At 65.3% G+C, this 18,391-nt stretch carries 16 protein-coding genes and 1 tRNA gene; 8 read left to right on the forward strand and 9 right to left on the reverse strand.

Going from position 1 to position 18,391, the window contains the following annotated elements:
- Entirely contained in the window at window positions 1-429 is a 429-nt protein-coding gene (locus M2335_RS01025) for a GlcG/HbpS family heme-binding protein (RefSeq protein ID WP_181560992.1), read from the reverse strand.
- A gap of 252 nt (window positions 430-681) precedes the next feature.
- Between M2335_RS01025 and dapD the strand changes: the two genes are divergently transcribed.
- Entirely contained in the window at window positions 682-1,524 is an 843-nt protein-coding gene (gene dapD / locus M2335_RS01030) for a 2,3,4,5-tetrahydropyridine-2,6-dicarboxylate N-succinyltransferase (protein WP_264593511.1), read from the forward strand.
- A 46-nt stretch (window positions 1,525-1,570) separates the two neighbouring features.
- Here the strand turns inward: dapD and M2335_RS01035 are convergent, their stop codons facing one another.
- The 3 genes from M2335_RS01035 to M2335_RS01045 all read right to left on the reverse strand — a co-directional run bounded on the left by M2335_RS01035 (window position 1,571) and on the right by M2335_RS01045 (window position 4,041).
- Window positions 1,571-2,821: a mechanosensitive ion channel family protein gene (locus M2335_RS01035; RefSeq protein WP_264593512.1), complete on the reverse strand. Its 1,251-nt coding sequence runs from the start codon at window positions 2,819-2,821 to the stop codon at window positions 1,571-1,573.
- Window positions 2,822-2,957: 136 nt separating this feature from the next.
- Entirely contained in the window at window positions 2,958-3,278 is a 321-nt protein-coding gene (locus M2335_RS01040; RefSeq protein WP_264574049.1) for a DMT family transporter, read from the reverse strand.
- 130 nt (window positions 3,279-3,408) lie between these two features.
- Window positions 3,409-4,041 carry a PilZ domain-containing protein gene (locus M2335_RS01045; RefSeq protein ID WP_264595329.1) on the reverse strand — a complete coding sequence of 211 codons (633 nt, stop codon included), beginning with the start codon at window positions 4,039-4,041 and terminating at the stop codon, window positions 3,409-3,411.
- 236 nt (window positions 4,042-4,277) lie between these two features.
- On the opposite strand from M2335_RS01045, the gene M2335_RS01050 reads away from it, so the two are divergent.
- Window positions 4,278-6,644, forward strand: coding sequence for a ribonuclease R family protein (locus M2335_RS01050; protein WP_264593513.1), 2,367 nt, complete (start codon window positions 4,278-4,280; stop codon window positions 6,642-6,644).
- Window positions 6,645-6,714: 70 nt separating this feature from the next.
- On the opposite strand, the gene M2335_RS01055 is transcribed toward M2335_RS01050, so the two are convergent.
- The 3 genes from M2335_RS01055 to hisC all read right to left on the reverse strand — a co-directional run bounded on the left by M2335_RS01055 (window position 6,715) and on the right by hisC (window position 9,520).
- Window positions 6,715-7,383 carry a hypothetical protein gene (locus M2335_RS01055; protein WP_264593514.1) on the reverse strand — a complete coding sequence of 223 codons (669 nt, stop codon included), beginning with the start codon at window positions 7,381-7,383 and terminating at the stop codon, window positions 6,715-6,717.
- A 113-nt stretch (window positions 7,384-7,496) separates the two neighbouring features.
- On the reverse strand, window positions 7,497-8,405 hold the full coding sequence (locus M2335_RS01060; protein WP_264583903.1) for a prephenate/arogenate dehydrogenase family protein: 909 nt from the start codon (window positions 8,403-8,405) through the stop codon (window positions 7,497-7,499).
- Complete coding sequence (gene hisC / locus M2335_RS01065; RefSeq protein WP_264593515.1) at window positions 8,405-9,520, reverse strand: histidinol-phosphate transaminase; 1,116 nt, start codon at window positions 9,518-9,520, stop codon at window positions 8,405-8,407. The genes M2335_RS01060 and hisC overlap by 1 nt, the downstream gene beginning before the upstream one ends.
- Before the next feature lie 138 nt (window positions 9,521-9,658).
- On the opposite strand from hisC, the gene metX reads away from it, so the two are divergent.
- The 5 genes from metX to M2335_RS01090 all read left to right on the forward strand — a co-directional run bounded on the left by metX (window position 9,659) and on the right by M2335_RS01090 (window position 14,187).
- The gene (gene metX / locus M2335_RS01070) at window positions 9,659-10,798 is read left to right on the forward strand and encodes a homoserine O-acetyltransferase MetX (protein WP_264593516.1); all 1,140 of its coding nucleotides are present in this window, start codon (window positions 9,659-9,661) and stop codon (window positions 10,796-10,798) included.
- Between the two features lie 5 nt (window positions 10,799-10,803).
- The gene (locus M2335_RS01075; protein WP_264595330.1) at window positions 10,804-11,259 is read left to right on the forward strand and encodes a GNAT family N-acetyltransferase; all 456 of its coding nucleotides are present in this window, start codon (window positions 10,804-10,806) and stop codon (window positions 11,257-11,259) included.
- Entirely contained in the window at window positions 11,252-11,845 is a 594-nt protein-coding gene (metW, locus tag M2335_RS01080) for a methionine biosynthesis protein MetW (RefSeq protein WP_181561002.1), read from the forward strand. The genes M2335_RS01075 and metW overlap by 8 nt, the downstream gene beginning before the upstream one ends.
- 136 nt (window positions 11,846-11,981) lie before the next feature.
- Window positions 11,982-13,205: a multidrug effflux MFS transporter gene (locus M2335_RS01085; protein WP_264577776.1), complete on the forward strand. Its 1,224-nt coding sequence runs from the start codon at window positions 11,982-11,984 to the stop codon at window positions 13,203-13,205.
- A 115-nt stretch (window positions 13,206-13,320) separates the two neighbouring features.
- Entirely contained in the window at window positions 13,321-14,187 is an 867-nt protein-coding gene (locus M2335_RS01090) for a pirin family protein (protein ID WP_264593517.1), read from the forward strand.
- Window positions 14,188-14,203: 16 nt separating this feature from the next.
- Here the strand turns inward: M2335_RS01090 and M2335_RS01095 are convergent.
- Window positions 14,204-14,279, reverse strand: a tRNA-Val gene (locus tag M2335_RS01095).
- A 73-nt stretch (window positions 14,280-14,352) separates the two neighbouring features.
- Window positions 14,353-15,408 carry a MarR family transcriptional regulator gene (locus M2335_RS01100; RefSeq protein WP_264593518.1) on the reverse strand — a complete coding sequence of 352 codons (1,056 nt, stop codon included), beginning with the start codon at window positions 15,406-15,408 and terminating at the stop codon, window positions 14,353-14,355.
- Window positions 15,409-15,704: 296 nt separating this feature from the next.
- On the opposite strand from M2335_RS01100, the gene acnA reads away from it, so the two are divergent.
- A complete protein-coding gene (acnA, locus tag M2335_RS01105) occupies window positions 15,705-18,380 on the forward strand; it encodes an aconitate hydratase AcnA (protein WP_264593519.1) in 2,676 nt (891 codons plus the stop codon).
- The last annotated feature ends 11 nt before the right edge of the window (window positions 18,381-18,391 follow it).

An 18,391-nucleotide genomic window follows, 5' to 3' on the forward strand; every position in this document is an offset into this window, starting at 1 on the left:
TCAGCCCTGCGCCTTGAGGCCGGCCGCTGCCAGCCCGGCCAGCGCGGCCGCTTCGTCATTGTCCGACGTGTCGCCGGTCACCCCGACCGCGCCGATCGCCACGCCCTCATCGTCGACGATGATGACGCCACCGGCGGCCGGGATCACCGCATGCGGCGCGGAGGCCGCAAAAGCGCCGATGAACCAGGGCCGCTCCTGCGCCATATCCCCCAGCTTGCGCGACGAAACGCCCATGGCGAGCGCCCCGGCCGCCTTGCCCGTCGCCACCTGCGCGCGCGCGAAAGAAGCGCCATCGCCACGCTGAAAGGCGATCAAATGCCCGCCGGCATCCACGACGGCGGCGCTCAGCGGCTTGAACCCTGCGGCCTGCCCTTTCTCGAAGACACCCTCGATGACCGCATTGGCCTGTTGCAAACTGATCCGGCTCATAAATCTGTTCCTTCCGCTCACGTGCGATCATCGGGATTTGGCTGTGCGTGGACATAGCCGGCCCGTTCAGTCGAGACCAGCGAAGTCCGCGTCGAATCAGCCGCGAAGCGCAACGCCTTGCTGGCGACAGGACATCCGTCACAGCAACTGCCGAAATGCCAACGCCCCGGTCACAAAGCGGTTCAGCATCGTGCCAAAACGCATTAAGGGGCGGCCCACACTCCGCACTCGCGATGAATTACGAGGGACGTCATGACCGATACCAAGCTGATCGCCACCATCGATGCCGCGTGGGAGGACCGCGCCAATATCGGCCTGTCCACCACTGGTGACGTCCGTGCGGCGGTGGAGAAGGCGCTGGCGCTGCTGGACAGCGGCGAGGCGCGCGTTGCCGAGGCTACCGGGAATGGCTGGCAGGTCAATCAATGGCTCAAGAAGGCCGTGCTGCTCTCCTTCCGCCTTAACGACAATGCGTTGATCGACAATGGTCCCGGCGCCGGCCACTGGTGGGACAAGGTGCCGTCCAAGTTCGCCAACTGGGGCGAGGCGGATTTCCGCGCCGCGGGCTTCCGCGCTGTGCCGGGTTCCATCGTCCGCGCTGGCAGCTATGTCGGCAAAAACGTCATCCTGATGCCCAGCTTCACCAATATCGGCGCGTTCGTGGGTGACGGCACGATGGTCGACACCTGGGTGACGGTGGGCAGTTGCGCGCAGATCGGCAAGAACGTCCACCTCTCCGGCGGCGTCGGCATTGGCGGCGTGCTGGAGCCGCTGCAGGCCGACCCGGTCATCATCGAGGATGACTGCTTCATCGGCGCGCGCTCGGAAGTCGTCGAGGGCGTGCGCATCGGCCAGGGCTCGGTGCTGTCGATGGGCGTGTTCATCGGCCAGTCGACCAAGATCGTCGATCGCGCCACCGGCAAGGTCTATATGGGCGAGGTGCCGCCCTATTCGGTGGTTGTGCCCGGCTCGCTCCCCGGCAAGCCGCTGCCGGACGGCACGCCCGGCCCAAGCCTCTATTGCGCCGTCATCGTCAAGACCGTCGACGCACAGACCCGCTCCAAGACGGGCATCAACGACCTGCTGCGCGACTGATCCGGAAAGGGGGCGGGGCCAGACCTCGCCCCGCTTTTCAACATTTTCACGCGGCTTTGAGCTGGCGCAGATCCCGTCCGCTTGGCTCCTGGAACACCCGCAGATCGAAGGAGTCCAGCACGGCCAGCATATGGTCGAAGATGTCGGCCTGGATCGCCTCATAGGCCGCCCAAGCCGTGGTGGTGGTGAAGCAGTAGATTTCCAGCGGAATGCCCTGCGGCGTCGGGTCCAGTTGCCGCACCAGCAGCGTCATCTCCTTCGAGATGCGCCCATTGGCCCGCAGATAGGCGGCCATATAGGCCCGGAATGTCCCGAAATTGGTGACGCGCCGGCTGTTCACCGGATCAAGGCCGTCATGGGCGATGCGGCTGTTCCATCGCTCCAGCTCCGCCTGCTTCTCCGCCAGATAGTCGCCCAGCAGCGCAAAGCGGCGCAGGCTCTGCTCTTCCTGATCGGACAGAAACCGCACGCTGGTCTGGTCGATCATCAGCGAGCGCTTGATCCGCCGCCCGCCGGATTCGGACATGCCGCGCCAGTTCTTGAAGCTCTCCTCGATCAGCCGGTGAGTCGGGATGGTGGTGATCGTCTTGTCCCAGTTCTGCACCTTCACCGTGTGCAGCGCGATGTCGATCACGTCGCCATCAGCATTGAGCTGCGGCATCTCGATCCAGTCACCCACGCGCAGCATGTCGTTGGAGGTCAGCTGGACGGAGGCCACCAGCGACAGGATCGTATCCTTGAACACCAGCATGATGACCGCCGCCATGGCGCCAAGGCCGGACAGCAGCAGCAGCGGCGACTTGTCCATCAGCTGGGCGATCATCAGGATCGCCGCCGCCGCGAACAGCACGATCTTGAGAACCTGGATATAGCCCTTGATCGGCCGGTTCACGGCGTGCGGCCGCCGCTGATAGAGATCGTTGACGAAGGTCAGTGCATGGCTGAGCGCCAGCACGATGGTGAGGATCACGAACGCGCCCGCCACATTCTGCACCACCGTCACCAGCGACGGCGGCAGATGCGGTACGGCCGCGATCCCGCGTGAGACGACCATAGCCGGGACGATATTGGTCAGCCGGGCCACCGCGCGGCCGAGCGCGGGCGTATCGTGCGGCAGGACGCGCAGCGCCATGCGCAGCAGGATCGACTTGAAGATGAAGTTCGCGAGCGCCGCGACCGCAATCAGGATCGCCAGCCCGGCGAGGCTTTCAGCCCAGGCCGGCAGACCGGCGAACCACCGATCAAAAAGGGGAATCGAAAAGGAAGGGTCGGTTGCCGTGGGAATAGAATCAATCATGACAAAGGGCGCGGCCGCGAGCGGGCCGGCGATAAGCTCCTGTTTTATCTCAAATTGGGCGGCCAACCTGCCTGCCTTTAGGCATGAAGTCAAACCAGCGGCCGGATTGTGCGGGCCGCTGGCTGGGCCAGACGATCTAGACCGGCGTTGAAATCTTCATGAGGACGAGGCCCGAAACGATCAGCGCAGCAGCGGTCAGCCGCAGCACTGTAAGCGCCTCCCCAAAAAACGCGATGCCGACAGCGAATGCGCCGAGCGCGCCGATGCCCGTCCAGATCGTATAGGCCGTGCCGAGTGGCAAAACCTTCAGCGACCAGGCCAGGCAGGCAAAGCTGAGCAGCATCGCCGCGATCATGACGAGGGTGGGCCATAGCCGGGTGAAGCCATCCGACTGCTTCATGGCCGTTGCCCAGACGACCTCGAATAACCCCGCGATAAAAAGCGCAATCCACGCCATGACAGCCTCCTGAAAGCGCCGGGCCGTCCCGGTCTTGACGTCAGAGGCGGGAACGTGGTCGCCGCAGAGAAAATTTAGGCGCCACACCACGCCCGATCAAGGGCACTTAGGCCCTAAGTCGATCAAGCCCTCAGCCGCCGCCGAGCAGGCGCTGGCGGAGGCGTTCCATGCCGATGGCGTCAATGGCGACTGCCCGGTCGGACGCCTTGAGCACCTCGGCCAGATAGCCAAGCGTCTGCGCGGCAAGATCGAACTGCTGCAAGGCGGTCGCCCGGCTCGTGACATCAACCGTTTCGACCAGTTGCGTGCCGAGGTCTTCGATCAGATGCCGCAGCACATCCAGTTCCTCGGCGATCCGCCGATCCAGCTCCGCAGTCGGGGTCGAGGCGCGGGGCGCCGTCCCAGCCGCAGCGGGCCGTGATGACGGCAGAGGCGCATCGACGCGGGGCTGCCCGGTCTGACTTGCGGCGGCGATCCAATTGCCCTCGCGCCAGCCGGACACCGAAATCGTGCCCTCAAAGCGCACGCCGCAGCGATTCTTGTCCACCCAGATGACCGTGGCGCCCATCTCCAGCTGCAAGCGCCGCAAGACGAGGCCCGCGCCGACCGGCGGCAGCGCGGCGCCTTCCAGCAACGCGCCGTGCTCGGAGAGATTGCGGATGCGCACCGGAGCGGCGATCCCCTCCGCCTCAATAGTCGCGGACAGGAGCAGATTCGTGCGGGAAGGCCGAGCGGCCGCTGGGTTGGACTGGTCTGCCGGCATCGGCACAATCGGCTTCCTATCCAAAAAACATTCTCTAGATCCGTCGCTCGGCCCGGCGTCCGTCCGACCTCCCGGACGTCTGCGGGGCTGAGGAAATCTCCCCGCAAATAGCAGGCTCGCTTGCCGGCGCAAATCCCATCCGTCGACTCCCGCCCCATGCCGAGTCCCGAAATGCGCCGAACGGGCCGCGTTGCAATTGATTAGCGCCGGCGCCGGCACGTGCCTATATCGACGCTATGGCACCACCCAGAAAGCCCACCCGTCCTCAGCCCGCCGGCCTGCCGACGCGCGAACAGATCCTCGATTTCATCAGCAATGCCGATCAGCCGGCAGGCAAGCGCGAGATCGCCAAGGCCTTTGGCCTGCGCGGCAACGAGAAGATCGCGCTCAAGGCCCTGCTGCGCGACATGGCCGATGAAGGCCTGCTCGAAACCGGCAAGGCGAGAGCGTTCAACCTGATGGGCGGCGTCCCCAAGGTCACCGTGCTGCGCGTGGTCGAGTCCGATGGCGGCCAGGTCATCGCCGTGCCGGAGCGCTGGGAAGCCGAGGGCCACCCTATTCCCAAGCTGCGCGTCATCGAGCGCGGCAAGCGCGGCGCGCTGGGCATTGGCGACCGGATTCTGGCGCGCACCGAGCAGGCCGGTCATGGCTGGGTCGCCCATCCGATGAAGAAGCTGGCCGGCGCGACCGAGCAGATGCTCGGCGTGGTGGCCAAGGACGAGCGCGGCAAGCTGATCCTGCGTCCCGTCGACAAGCGCATCCGCTATGAGACGCCGATCAGTGACCAGGGCGATGCGCAGCCGGGCGATCTCGTGCTGGCCGAGAAGAGTGGCCGACCGCCGCGCGTCACGGCGCGGGTGACGGACGTGCTTGGCGACCCCTTCCAGCCGCGTAGCTTCAGCCTGATCGCCATTCACAAATATGGCATTCCCGACGTGTTTCCCGAGGAGGCCGAGACCGAAGCCGCGAAGGTCCACGACCTGCCCCTCCACGCCGATGCGCGCGAGGACCTGCGCGCCCTGCCCATCGTGGCGATCGATCCGGTCGATGCCCGCGATTTCGATGATGCCGTGTGGGCCGCGCCGGACGATGATCCGGCCAATGAAGGCGGCTTCAAGGCCATCGTCGCCATTGCTGACGTCTCTTATTATGTACGGCCCGGCTCGGCACTGGATCGCTCCGCGCGCAAGCGCGGCAACAGCGTCTATTTCCCCGACCGTGTCGTGCCGATGCTGCCGCACGCGCTCTCGTCGGACATGTGCTCGCTCAAGGCAGGCGAGGATCGCGCCGTACTGGCCTGTCATCTCGTCATCGGACCGGGCGGTGCGCTCAAATCCTGGCGCTTCACCCGCGCGATCATCCGCGTCGCCGCCAACATTCCCTATGAGATGGCACAGGCCGCCGTGGACCGGGTGGAAGGCAAGCCCGAGCGGACCTTCTCCGACACCCGGCTCGATATGGGCCTCATCGACCGCCTCAAGGGCGATGGGCTGATTGACGACGCGCTGGTGCCGCTCTGGGCTTGCTGGCGGGCGCTGGCCAAGGCGCGCGATGCCCGTGGTCCGCTCGATCTCGACCTGCCCGAGCGACGGGTCGTGCTCGACGAGGAAGGCCGCATTGTCAGCATCGCCATCCGCGAACGGCTGGATGCGCACCGGCTGATCGAGGATTTCATGGTCACCGCCAATGTCGCCGCCGCCAAGGCGTTGGAAGCCAAGAAGGCGCCGGTCATGTACCGCGTTCATGAGCCACCCAGCCGGGAGAAGCTGACGACGCTCAAGGAGTATCTCGAAACCTACGGCATCAGTCTGGCGCTCGGGCAGGTGATCACCACCAAGACCTTCAACCGGCTGATCGAGCAGATTCCGGATGATGCCGCCGCGCGGCCGCAGATCATGGAGCAGATCCTGCGCAGCCAGACGCAGGCCTATTACGGCCCGCGCAATCTCGGCCATTTCGGCCTGTCGCTCGGCTCCTATGCGCACTTCACCTCACCGATCCGGCGCTATTCGGACCTTTTGGTGCATCGCTCGCTGGTCGGCGCCTATGGGCTGGAAATGCCCGCCCCGGCGGACAAGTCGCTCCCGCGCGACACGCGGCTCTCTTCGGAAGACGTGGCCGATCTCGCGCCCATCGGCGAGCGGATCAGCCAATATGAGCGTCGGGCGATGGAAGCGGAACGCGAAACAGTCGACCGTTATGTCGCGGCGTTTCTGGCGCAGCATGTCGGCGAGATCATGGCCTGCCGCATCACCGGTGTGCAGAGCTTCGGTTTCTTCGCCACCGTTGTCGAACTGGGCGGCGATGGCCTCGTCCCGGTCTCGACGCTCGGCGGGGAATATTTTCGCTATGACGAAGTGCAGCAGGCGCTGATCGGCGAGGATAGCGGCGATCGCTATGCCATGGGCGACCGCATCGACCTGCGCATCGCCGAATCCGACCCGGTGAGCGGCGCGCTGCGCTTCGAGATTCCGCACGGCGCCAGCCACATGGCCGAGCGCAAGGACCGCCGCCGGCCCGGCAGTGCGCCCGTCCGCCGCACCGGACGCCCGCCGAACATCCGGCACACCGCGCGCCGCAAGGGGCCGGTCAAACGCCGCTGATCGCGCGGGACATTGGATAAAGGGGCGCTCCATCTAGGCGCGCCCCGTCGTTCATTCCTGCGCTGTCAGGTCAAAAGGCATAGAACAGAGAAAACTGCAGCACAGGGTAAACCTTGTACTTGTTGACCTCGTCGTTGACGTCCGCCTGTTCCTTGAGCAACTGCTCCTGGAAAGCCGCGTTGGTCGCGAGGCTACCGGTGGCCCGCAGCGCATCCACGCGCGGCGTGCCCTGGAACATGGCGCCGGCGTCCACGCCGAACTTGATGCCGCGCGTCAGGCCGCCCGCATAGCCCACGGTCAGCAACGGCGCGAAGTCCTTGGCGCGGATCGTGCCGGAGAGCGTGCCGATCTCGCTCGGGGTATAAGTAACATCGCCGATGGTCACAGGCTCGGTCGGCGTCGCCGTAGCGCTGACCCGGTTTTTGGCGATGCGGAAACCACCGGAAAGCCGGAACCCGCCGCCGAACGGATAGACGTCCGCGACGGCGCCATAGGATTCGAGCTTCAGCTTGCCCTCATAGGTCAGGTCGTTGACGTCGATGTCATGGCTGAAATCGAAGAAGGACGCGCTGGCTCGTACGCCAAACGTCTCATTGATCCTCATCCCCACTTCCGGCCCGGCGCCGAGCGTGCCGGCGGTGACGCCAACCGAGTAACGCGCATCTTCTGCGAAGGCGGGCGACACCGCCAGAAGCGTGGCGGTGCTCAGTGCGAGACAGGTCTTCATCTTGATAGGCATTTTGCTTTCCCCCCAAATGTCGTGAGGGCGCGCTCATGCCCGAGCCGGGTACAGGCGTCATATCCTGTCAGGGATATACGCTGCGGAAGCGATCGCTGTGTTTCGGCGGCCGATTATTCGTGCTGCCGCCCGAAGTCAGGCGCGGCGTCGTCCTGCCCTTGCTCGATGATCGAGCGGCGGATCGCCCGCGTCTTGCTGAAATGCTCGAACAGCGCATCGCCATCGCCCCAGCGAATGGCCCGTTGCAGTTGCGAGAGATCCTCCGAGAAGCGCTGAAGCATCTCCAGCACCGCGTCTTTGTTGGTGAGGAAGACATCGCGCCACATGGTGGGATCGGACGCGGCGATGCGGGTGAAGTCGCGAAAGCCGCCGGCCGAATATTTGATGACTTCGCTGCGCGTCACGCTCTCCAGATCATTGGCCGTGCCGACGATCGTATAGGCGATGAGGTGCGGCAAATGGCTTGTGACGGCCAGCACCAGATCATGATGCGCGGCATCCATGATCTCGACATTGGCGCCCAGTCGCTGCCACAGCGCCTCGACCCGCGTGACCGCGACCGGATCGGTCCCGGCCGGCGGCGTCAGGATACACCAGCGGTTGCGGAACAGCGTCGCAAAGCCTGCCTCCGGGCCGCTATTCTCCGTGCCGGCAACCGGATGTGCCGGCACCAGCGTCACATCGGGCAGGACCCTGTGGATTTCGGCGATGATGCTGGCTTGGGAGGAGGCCACCTCCGAGAGGATGACATCGGCTGCCAGATCGTCGCGGATCGCCTCGGCAACCGGCGCCATCGCACCCGGCGGCACGCACAGCACCACCAGATCGGCATCGATCACCGCCGCGCCGGGCGTGTCCGTCACATCATCGCATAGGTCGATCCGCCGCGCGGTCTCTCGCACGTCCGGATTGGCATCATGCCCGACCACCCGCACGGTCGGCGCATAGGCCCGCAGGGCGCGCGCCAGCGACGAGCCGATCAGGCCCAGCCCGATGATGGCAACGCGCGAAAAGGGCAGCATCAGGCGCCGACGATCCGACGGAGTGCAGCGACGAGCCCCTTCATGTCTTCCGGCGTGCCGATGGTGATGCGCAGGGCATTGGGAAGATCCTGCCCCGGCAGCCAGCGCACAATGTAGCCCGCATCCATCAGGCTCTTATAGGCCGTCTCGGCGCTCGTCTCGCCCTCGAACAGTACGAGGCTGAAATTGGCCTTGGACGGCACGGCGCGCAGCCCCTTGTTGCCGAGCGCCCCGATCTCCGTCTCGAACCAGGCGCGCCATTCGCTGTTGTGCGCGCGGCTCTTCTCCACAAAGTCCTGCGCCTCCAGCGCCGCGACCGCTGCGCGGGACGAGGCGATCGGGAAGGAGAAGGGCTGGCGAATACGGTGCATCGCGTCGATCACCGCCGCGCTGGCATAGCCCCAGCCGACCCGGCCGGCAGCAAGGCCGAAGATCTTGGAGAAGGTGCGCGTGACCAGCACATTGGGCGCGGTGCGGGCCAGTTCCAGCCCGCCATCGTCATCCTCGGCGTCGAGATATTCGCTGTAGGCCTGATCCAGCACCAGCAGCACATGCGGCGGCAGTCCGGCATGCAGGCGGGCGATCTCCGCGCGGGGCGTGAACGTGCCGGTCGGGTTGTTCGGATTGGCGAGGAACACCAGCCGGGTGCGGTCCGTGACATGGGCGAGGATGGCATCGACATCCGTCGCATAATCCTTGTCCGCGACCTCGACGGGCACCGCGCCGACGCGCCGCGTCGCGATGGGGTAGACCGAGAAGCCATAGCGCATGAAGATGATCTCATCGCCCGCACCAGCGAAGGTGCCGGCGGCCATGTGCAGCACTTCGTCCGACCCCGTGCCATAGATGATCCGGGCCGGATCAAGCCCGTGCCGCTGTGCAATCGCCTCGCGCAGTTCCACCGCAGCGGAGTCGGGATAGCGCTCCAGGCAATCGGCAGCGGAGCGGAATGCCGCGCGCACCGGTTCGGCCGTGCCGAAGGGATTTTCATTGGACGAAAGCTTCACGACCTCGCGGCCGTCATCCGCCTTCGACTTGCCCGGCACATAAGGCGCGATGGCCATAATCCAGTCTTTGGCGACGGGCGCGGCGGGCTTTTGAAGATCGTCTGTCATGGCGTGGCGCTTTAGCCCCGCTGCGCGCAATTGGCAAAGGCCTGTGCGATTCGCCCAAAGCTCCGCGATGATGCGCTCGACAGCCCCGCCCGGCCGGCCCGATTGACAATATCCGCTCTTCGGCTCAAGCGCTGGATCATGTCCATGGAGAGTGCCATCGCTTCCACAGACCAGCGCTTCGGCCTGCGGCGGTCCATCCGGCTGGCAGGGCCGCTCCGGCTCGATAGCGGCGCTAGCCTGACGCCCGTCGAGATCGCTTACGAAACTTATGGCACGCTGAACGCGCAGGGCAGCAATGCCGTGCTGATCTGCCATGCGCTGACCGGCGATCAGTTCGTGGCGTCGGAACATCCGGTGACAGGCAAGCCGGGCTGGTGGACGCGCGCCGTGGGGCCTGGCAAGCCGATCGACCCCGAGCGGCACTTCATCATCTGCGCCAATGTGTTGGGCAGTTGCCTCGGCTCTTCCGGCCCGGCCAGCATCGATCCTGCCACCGGCGCGCCTTTTGAGATGCGCTTTCCCGTCATCACCATCGCCGACATGGTCCGCGCCCAGGCGATGCTGCTCGATCATCTGGGCGTGGCCCAGCTTGCCGCTGTGGTCGGCGGCTCGATGGGCGGGATGCAGGCGCTGGCGTGGCCGACCCTCTATCCCGAGCGCGTGCGCGCCGTGCTGGCGATTGCCACTACCGCCCGTCACAGCGCGCAAAACATCGCCTTTCACGAAGTGGGGCGCCAGGCGATCATGGCCGACCCGCGCTGGCGCGGCGGCGACTATTATGCGAGCGGCGAGCCCCCGGCGGCGGGTCTGGCGGTGGCACGCATGGCCGCTCACATCACCTATCTCTCCGAAGCCGGGCTGACTGAAAAGTTCGGCCGCAAGCTGCAGGCGCGGGAGGCGAAGACCTTCGGCTTCGATGCCGACTTCCAGGTCGAGAGCTATTTGCGTCACCAAGGCATCAGCTTCGTCGAGCGGTTCGACGCCAACAGCTATCTCTATATCACCCGGGCGACGGATTATTTCGATCTGGCGGAAGATCATGGCGGCAGCCTGGCGAGTGCGTTCGCGCGGACGCAGGCGCGCTTCTGCATCATCAGCTTCGATACCGACTGGCTCTACCCGACGACAGAGTCCCGCAACATCGTGCACGCGCTCCATGCCGCCGGTCGGGCCGCGACCTTCGTCGAGCTTTCGAGCCCCTTCGGGCATGACAGCTTCCTGCTGGATGCGCCGGAGATGAATCGTGTTCTCGACGGCTTCCTAAGGGGCGGCGCGTGACCGGGATGCCCCATGACATCACTTTGAGCGACGATCCGGTCCGGTTGGACCGCGCGCGCATTCATGGTTGGCTAGCCTCGAGCTACTGGTCGCCCAGCATCGCCCGCGCGCTGGTGGACCGGGCCATTGACGGATCGCACTGCCTCGGCGCCTATCGCAATGGCACCCAAATCGGCTTCGCCCGCATGATCACCGACCATGCCACCTTTGCCTGGCTGAGCGACGTGTGGGTCGACGAGGCAGCGCGCGGGGCCGGGCTGGCACGCCGCATGGTCCAGTGGTTTCTCGATCATCCTGATTTCCAGGGCATACGGCGTATCGGACTCACCACGCTCGATGCGCATGGCGTCTATGCCCCGCTCGGATTCCGCAGTCCGCGAAGGCCGGACCGCTATATGGAACGGCTCGACCCCGCCTTCGACACGCTGCTGAATGGCGAAGAGACTTCGCCGCATGACTGACGGCCTGCGTCCGGATCTTGCGCTGATCGCCCGCCATGTCACCACGGGCTCTCGGGTGCTGGACGTGGGTTGCGGCGATGGCGCGCTCATGGCGGCGATGCGCGACGGAGCACACGCGGATGTGCGCGGGCTGGAGATCGATCCGGCCAATGTCGCCGCGGCCGTCGGACGCGGTCTGCCGGTCGTCCAGGGTGATGCCGACACCGACCTTGGCTATTATCCCGACAAGAGCTTCGATTTCGCGATCCTCAGTCAGACGCTCCAGACCACGCGGCGGCCTGACAAGGTGATCGAGCAACTGCTGCGCATCGGCAAACAGGCGTTCGTGTCCTTCCCGAATTTCGCGCACTGGCGCGGGCGCCTCTCGCTGATGTGGGGCGGGCGGATGCCGGTGACGCCGCTGTTGCCCGAGCGCTGGTACGACACGCCCAACATCCACCACCTCACCATCGACGATTTTCGGGCGCTGGTGCGTGAGCGCGGCTGGACCATCGATGCCCAATGGTTCCTCAACCATGGCCGAACGACGGGATCGGCCAATGCCAATCTGTTCGCCGAACACGCCGTCTTCCTGCTGCATGCCTGATGGGCGACACACCATCCTTCCGAACCATGCTGCAGTGCAACAACGGGGTGGCCAGATGGCAACAGGCGGTGCATAGGGCGTGCCACGAACAGAACAGCGAAACGACGACATGACTGCTGCGGCCAAGCCCTTTCCTATGAACGAACGTGAATTTGTCGGCCTGATGGCGTCGATCATGGCGCTCAATGCGCTCGCCATCGATGCGATGCTGCCAGCCTTCCCAGCGATTCGCGCGTCCCTGAACGTGGCCGACCCCAATTCCCTGCAATATATGATCACGGCCTATATGCTGGCCAATGCCGTCGGTTCGCTGGTCGCCGGTCCGCTGGCCGACCGGTTCGGGCGCCGGCCGATGCTGCTGCTCAGCATTACCTTCTCGGCGCTCGGCGGCCTCGCCAGCGCGCTGGCGCCGACCTACGAGATGCTGCTCACGATGCGCGCGGTGCACGGCTTCTTTGCCGCGGGCCTGGGCGTGCTCGCCGTGTCCGTGATCCGCGATCGCTACTCGGGCGACACCATGGCGCGGCTGATGAGCGTGATCTTCATCATCTTCATGCTGGTGCCGGTCATCGCTCCCTCCGTGGGTCAACTGGTGCTGACCGTGGCATCCTGGCGCGAGATCTTCCTCGTCCTCGCAGCTTATGCCAGCATCGTGCTGGTGTGGACATGGCGCCGGCTGCCGGAAACGCTGGATGAAGACCAGCGCCAGCGCATTTCCCTGCCGGTCATCGCCCGCAACTGGGCGGCGGTCGTCAAGGATCGTCAGGGCCTGGGCTATATGCTCGGCGCGGGGATCATGATGGGCGGCATGTTCGGCTTCCTGAACAGCGCGCAGCAAATCTTCTTCGACGTGTTCGATGCCGGGGCTTTCTTCCCGCTCGCCTTCGCCTGCGTGGCGGGGTCGATGGCGGTGGCGAACTTTTCGAACAGCCGCATTGTCGAGCGCTTCGGCGCCCGTAGGGTCTCGCACCTCGCGCTCATCTTCTTCATCGTCGTCAGCGTCGCGCAGCTGCTGGCCAGCCAGATGCATCCCGAGCCGCTGCTGCTGTTCATGGTGCTGATCGCGCTCAACATGGGCATGGTCGGCTTTACCGGGTCGAACTTCGGCTCGATCGCCATGGAGCCCTTCGGTCACATCGCCGGATCAGCCGCCAGCTTCCAGAGCTTTGCGCGCATGGCGATTGCCACGCTGATCGGGGCGGCGACCGGACAACGGTTCGATGGCACCACCCAGCCATTGGCGGAAGGCTTCATGGCCACCGGTCTGGTCGCGCTCGTCTTCATCCTGCTTGCCGAACGCGGACGCCTCTTCACCCGCCCGCGCCGCAACGCCATGCGGCCCCCACTGCCGCCGCGCTGAGCGGTCTCGGGCGAGCGCCGGACGAGCAACTGCGCCGTCCGTCCTTCATTTCCTGAGGCCCTCACCCTATCTGAATAGGGAAAGGCTGGCCCGTGCCCGCCTGCGGAGATCGTTCGTGCGCAAGGCATTTCTCGGCCGTTACGGCAACAATCAGGGTCACTGGGTCGGCGATGGCTTCCCGGTTCGCTCGCTCTTTTCCTATCATGATCTTGGGCAACAGATCAGCCCGTTCCTGCTGCTCGATTATGCTGGGCCGCACGCGTTCGAACCGACGCAGGCGCGGCGGGGCGTAGGACAGCATCCCCATCGTGGATTCGAGACGGTCACCATCGTGTACGATGGCGAAGTGGAGCATCGCGATTCCACGGGCAATGGCGGCATCATCGGCCCTGGCGACGTGCAATGGATGACGGCCGCGGGCGGCATTTTGCACGAGGAGTTCCATTCGCCCGCCTTCGCGCGCGCCGGTGGTCCATTCCGGATCGTCCAGCTCTGGGTGAACCTGCCCGGCAAGGACAAGATGGGGCCGGCGGGTTATCAGGCGATTTCGGCCGAAGACATCCCCACCCTCGACCTCGGTGCTGATACGGGTACCGCACGCATCATCGCGGGCGTACTTGGCGACACTCAGGGGCCGGCGCGCACCTTCACGCCCATCAACGTGTGGGATGTGCGGCTGAACGCAGGCGCGGACACGACGCTCGATCTGCCTGAGGGACACATTGCCCTGATTGTCGCGCTGAGCGGCCGCCTCACAATCAATGGCACCCAGCCGCTTGATGAGGCCGAGGTGTTGCTACTGAGCCAGGACGGCAAGGATCTTCAAATCCAGGCCGCAGGTGAGTCGAGCCTGCTCGTCCTCACCGGCGAACCGATCGACGAACCGATTGTCGGCTACGGGCCCTTCGTGATGAACAGCGAAGCGGAAATCCACGCCGCGATCGATGATTTCAACAGCGGGCGCTTTGGCGCGCCCGTGTGATCGCCGGACAGGATGCTGGTGGGCGATGACGGGCTCGAACCGCCGACATTCTCGGTGTAAACGAGACGCTCTACCAACTGAGCTAATCGCCCCAGCAGCATCGTGACGGTTCGTCCGTCACAGGCGCCCCTTATCGGTCGCTATGGGGGCGGGTCAAGCTGTGCTTCAACGCGGCGGCGCCAGAAGCCCGCCCCTGCGACGCACCTTGTCGACCCATTGCAGGGCTGCGTCCGCCGTCTCGTCGGTCAGGTCGATGAATACCCGCCGTCCATCGGTGGGATCAGCAAGCCGGACCAGGATTTTGCGTTCGGTCAGCTGCGTGATCCAGCGCAGCGCCGTGGTCGGCGGAACGGCAGCGGCAATGCAGAGGCTCGAAACCGAAACGCGCTGGCCGGCAAGGCGGGCCGCCAGCAGGTCCAACAGCATGTCCCAGGCGGGATCGGCGAACAGGTCCGCCGGCAGAAACTCGTCGCGGAGCCGCCGCGCCCGGATGAGGGCGCGGATCTCTGCGGCGCTGGCGCGGCTTTCGATCGGCGACCGCTCCGCCATGGCCGGCTGGGCTGGGAGCGCTGCGGCCTGAGGCTTTTGCGTGGAGGGCGGCGACGAAAGCCCCTGTCCGCTTTGCGATGTCGAACCCTCTAGCGATGAAGCAGGCTTGGCGCTGCCGGACAGTCGCTCGAGCGTCTGGGCGAGCCGGCGGACTTCCTCGCTCAGTCTCTCCAGCCGAACGCCCTCCCCGTCCCCGGCGATATCGCGCATCGTCGCAGGCCCGGACGTCATTGGGCGCAGCCCGGCTGAGACGAGCATCGTGACGATGTCCGCAAGGCTGGGATCGCACAAGACCTCGGCCTCGACGCCTTCGAGAAGCGCAAAAGCGCGCTCGAGGGAAGCCAGATCGACGAGCACACAGACCCGGCGCCCCTTCAGCATGACTTGTGGCGCCAAGGGATGCTCCAGCCAGTCGTGGGCCTCCTCACCCCTTAGATCGAGCAGCAGCAGATCGGGCACGGTCGAGACCGCCGACCAAAGAAGGGCCGTGAGGCTTGTAGACCCGATGCATTGCAGTCCCGCGCGCTCTGCAGCCCGCGCCAAAAAGTCACCTGCCGGGCGATCCCCTCCCACCAGGACCGTGGGCTGCTCCAACGCTTCGCACAGCATCTGGTCGAGCCGGGGCGCAAAGCTTGCATCATAACGCGGGTTGTCATCGAAGCCTGTTAACATTTGGAGCCTCAATTGCTTGATCTGACACCAATATGCGCCATTCGATTAACCTTTTGAACCAGTTTTGTTCCATTTTGGATGAATTGGCTGTCCCGCCACCAATCCAATCCTATCGGCACCGAGCCGGGGCGCCACGTCCGCGCTCTGATTGGCCCGGCCCGCGCTCGCGCTCCCGTTGACAGGTCGCATTGAACCGTTATGGCCCAACCGATCAAAACGCCCTGCGCTGCGACCGCACTGAACGGCTAGAACCATGCGGAGTGCCAGCCACTGATATTTTTCGAGGAGACCCGCTGATGACCGCGATCGGACAGGATACGCTTGGCACGCGCGACACACTGGATGTCGGTGGCAAGCGCTATGGCTATTACTCGCTGGCGAAGGCCGCCGCGAAGCTCGGCGATTGCTCGCGCCTTCCCTTCTCGATGAAGGTGCTGTTGGAGAACATGCTCCGCTTCGAGGATGGCGTCACTGTCACCACCAGCGATGCGCAGGCGGTCATCGACTGGCTCAAGAACCCCACGGCCTCCAGCAACGAGATCCAGTATCGCCCCGCGCGCGTGCTGATGCAGGATTTCACCGGCGTGCCCTGCGTGGTCGACCTCGCCGCGATGCGCGACGCGATGAACGCGCTCGGCGCGGACGCCAGCAAGATCAACCCGCAGGTGCCTGTCCACCTCGTCATCGATCACTCGGTGATGGTCGACGAGTTCGGCACGCCCAAGGCGTTCGAGGACAATGTCGCGCTGGAATATCAGCGCAACGCCGAGCGCTATGACTTCCTCAAATGGGGCTCGAAGAGCCTCGACAACTTCAAGGTCGTTCCTCCCGGCACCGGCATCTGCCACCAGGTCAATCTGGAGCATGTCGCACAGGCCGTGTGGACCTCGGTCGACGCCAATGGCGAAACGGTGGCCTATCCGGACACCTGCGTCGGCACGGACAGCCATACGACGATGATCAATGGCCTTGGCGTGCTCGGCTGGGGCGTCGGCGGCATTGAGGCCGAAGCGGCGATGCTCGGCCAGCCGGTTTCCATGCTCATTCCCGAGGTCGTCGGCTTCAAGCTGACCGGCACGCTGGCCGAGGGCATCACCGCCACCGACCTCGTGCTCACGGTCACGCAGATGCTTCGCGCCAAGGGCGTGGTGGGCCGCTTCGTCGAGTTCTACGGTCCCGGCGTTTCGGCGCTCAGTCTCGCCGACCGTGCGACCATCGCCAACATGGCGCCGGAATATGGCGCGACCTGCGGCTTCTTCCCGATCGACGGCAAGACGCTCGATTACATGCGCCTCACCGGCCGTGACGAAGACCAGATCGCGCTGGTCGAGGCCTATGCCAAGGTGCAGGGCTTCTGGCTCGACCCCGAAGCTGCCGACCCCATCTTCACCGACACGCTGGAGCTGGACATGGGCTCGGTCGTGCCCAGCCTCGCCGGCCCCAAGCGCCCGCAGGACAAGGTGATCCTCACGCAGGTGGACGAGGTCTTCAACGCCGACCTCGCCAAGGTCTACAAGAAGGACGCCGCCGTGCGCGTGCCCGTCGAGGGCGCGGCGCATGACATTGGTGACGGCGACGTTGTGATCGCCGCGATCACCAGTTGCACCAACACCTCCAACCCGAGCGTCCTCGTCGCCGCCGGTCTGGTCGCCAAGAAGGCCACCGAAAAGGGCCTCAAGCCCAAGCCGTGGGTGAAGACCAGCCTCGCACCCGGCTCGCAGGTGGTCACCGACTATCTCGAGAAGGCGGGTCTCCAGAACTATCTGGATGCCGTCGGCTTCAATCTCGTCGGCTATGGCTGTACGACCTGCATCGGCAACAGCGGCCCGCTCGCCGATCCGATCAGCAAGGCGATCAACGGCAACGACATCGTCGCCGCCTCGGTCCTTTCGGGCAACCGCAACTTCGAAGGGCGCGTGAGCCCGGATGTGCGCGCCAACTTCCTCGCGTCCCCGCCCCTCGTGGTGGCTTATGCGCTCAAGGGCACGGTCACGACCGATTTTGTCGAGACGCCGATCGGCCAGGGCAGCGATGGCACGGACGTCTATCTCAAGGACATCTGGCCCTCGAACGAGGAAGTCCGCTCGGTGATGGAAGGCGCGCTCACGCGCGACATGTTCCAGAGCCGCTATGCCGCCGTCTTCACCGGCGATGAGCGCTGGCAGGCGATCGACGTGACCGGCTCGGATACCTATGCGTGGCGCGCCGGCAGCACCTATGTCGCCAACCCGCCCTATTTCGAGGGCATGGAGATGACGCCCGCGCCGGTCGCCGACATCATCGACGCCAAGCCGCTCGCCATCTTCGGCGATTCGATCACCACCGACCACATCTCTCCGGCCGGCTCGATCAAGGCGGCCAGCCCGGCCGGCCAGTGGCTGCAGGAACGGCAGGTCGCCCCTGCCGACTTCAACAGCTACGGCTCGCGTCGCGGCCATCATGAGGTGATGATGCGCGGCACCTTCGCCAACATCCGCATCAAGAACCTGATGCTGGACGGCGTGGAAGGCGGCATGACCAGCTATGCCGGCGAAGTGATGCCGATCTATGACGCAGCCATGAAGCATGAGGCCGACGGCACGCCGCTCGTCGTCATCGCCGGCAAGGAATATGGCACCGGCTCCTCGCGTGACTGGGCGGCCAAGGGTACGCGCCTGCTCGGCGTGCGTGCGGTCGTGGCCGAGAGCTTCGAGCGGATCCACCGCTCCAACCTCGTCGGCATGGGCGTACTGCCGCTGCAGTTCCCCGAGGGCACGAACCGCGAGACGCTGGGCCTCAAGGGCGACGAGAGCTTCACCATCCGCAACGTCGCCGGCCTCAAGCCGCGCCAGACAGTGACGGTAGAAGCGCGCCGCGCGGACGGCACCAGCTTCACCTTCGAGGCGCTGTGCCGCATCGATACGGTGAACGAGCTGGATTACTTCCTCAACGGCGGCATCCTGCCCTACGTGCTGCGCAAGCTCGCAGCCTGAGACGCAGATCG

The organism is Sphingobium sp. B12D2B, assembly GCF_025961775.1.
In the GTDB taxonomy this organism is placed as follows: Bacteria; Pseudomonadota; Alphaproteobacteria; order Sphingomonadales; family Sphingomonadaceae; genus Sphingobium.

Coding starts and splice junctions, on each gene's coding strand:
- M2335_RS01055 (WP_264593514.1), bottom strand. CDS start 7,383: ATGCCTATCAAGATGAAGACCTGTCTCGCACTGAGCACCGCCACGCTT.
- metX (WP_264593516.1), top strand. CDS start 9,659: ATGTCCATGGAGAGTGCCATCGCTTCCACAGACCAGCGCTTCGGCCTG.
- M2335_RS01085 (WP_264577776.1), top strand. CDS start 11,982: ATGAACGAACGTGAATTTGTCGGCCTGATGGCGTCGATCATGGCGCTC.
- M2335_RS01050 (WP_264593513.1), top strand. CDS start 4,278: ATGGCACCACCCAGAAAGCCCACCCGTCCTCAGCCCGCCGGCCTGCCG.
- dapD (WP_264593511.1), top strand. CDS start 682: ATGACCGATACCAAGCTGATCGCCACCATCGATGCCGCGTGGGAGGAC.
- M2335_RS01060 (WP_264583903.1), bottom strand. CDS start 8,405: ATGCTGCCCTTTTCGCGCGTTGCCATCATCGGGCTGGGCCTGATCGGC.
- M2335_RS01075 (WP_264595330.1), top strand. CDS start 10,804: ATGCCCCATGACATCACTTTGAGCGACGATCCGGTCCGGTTGGACCGC.
- metW (WP_181561002.1), top strand. CDS start 11,252: ATGACTGACGGCCTGCGTCCGGATCTTGCGCTGATCGCCCGCCATGTC.
- M2335_RS01035 (WP_264593512.1), bottom strand. CDS start 2,821: ATGATTGATTCTATTCCCACGGCAACCGACCCTTCCTTTTCGATTCCC.
- hisC (WP_264593515.1), bottom strand. CDS start 9,520: ATGACAGACGATCTTCAAAAGCCCGCCGCGCCCGTCGCCAAAGACTGG.
- M2335_RS01045 (WP_264595329.1), bottom strand. CDS start 4,041: ATGCCGGCAGACCAGTCCAACCCAGCGGCCGCTCGGCCTTCCCGCACG.
- acnA (WP_264593519.1), top strand. CDS start 15,705: ATGACCGCGATCGGACAGGATACGCTTGGCACGCGCGACACACTGGAT.
- M2335_RS01040 (WP_264574049.1), bottom strand. CDS start 3,278: ATGGCGTGGATTGCGCTTTTTATCGCGGGGTTATTCGAGGTCGTCTGG.
- M2335_RS01100 (WP_264593518.1), bottom strand. CDS start 15,408: ATGTTAACAGGCTTCGATGACAACCCGCGTTATGATGCAAGCTTTGCG.
- M2335_RS01025 (WP_181560992.1), bottom strand. CDS start 429: ATGAGCCGGATCAGTTTGCAACAGGCCAATGCGGTCATCGAGGGTGTC.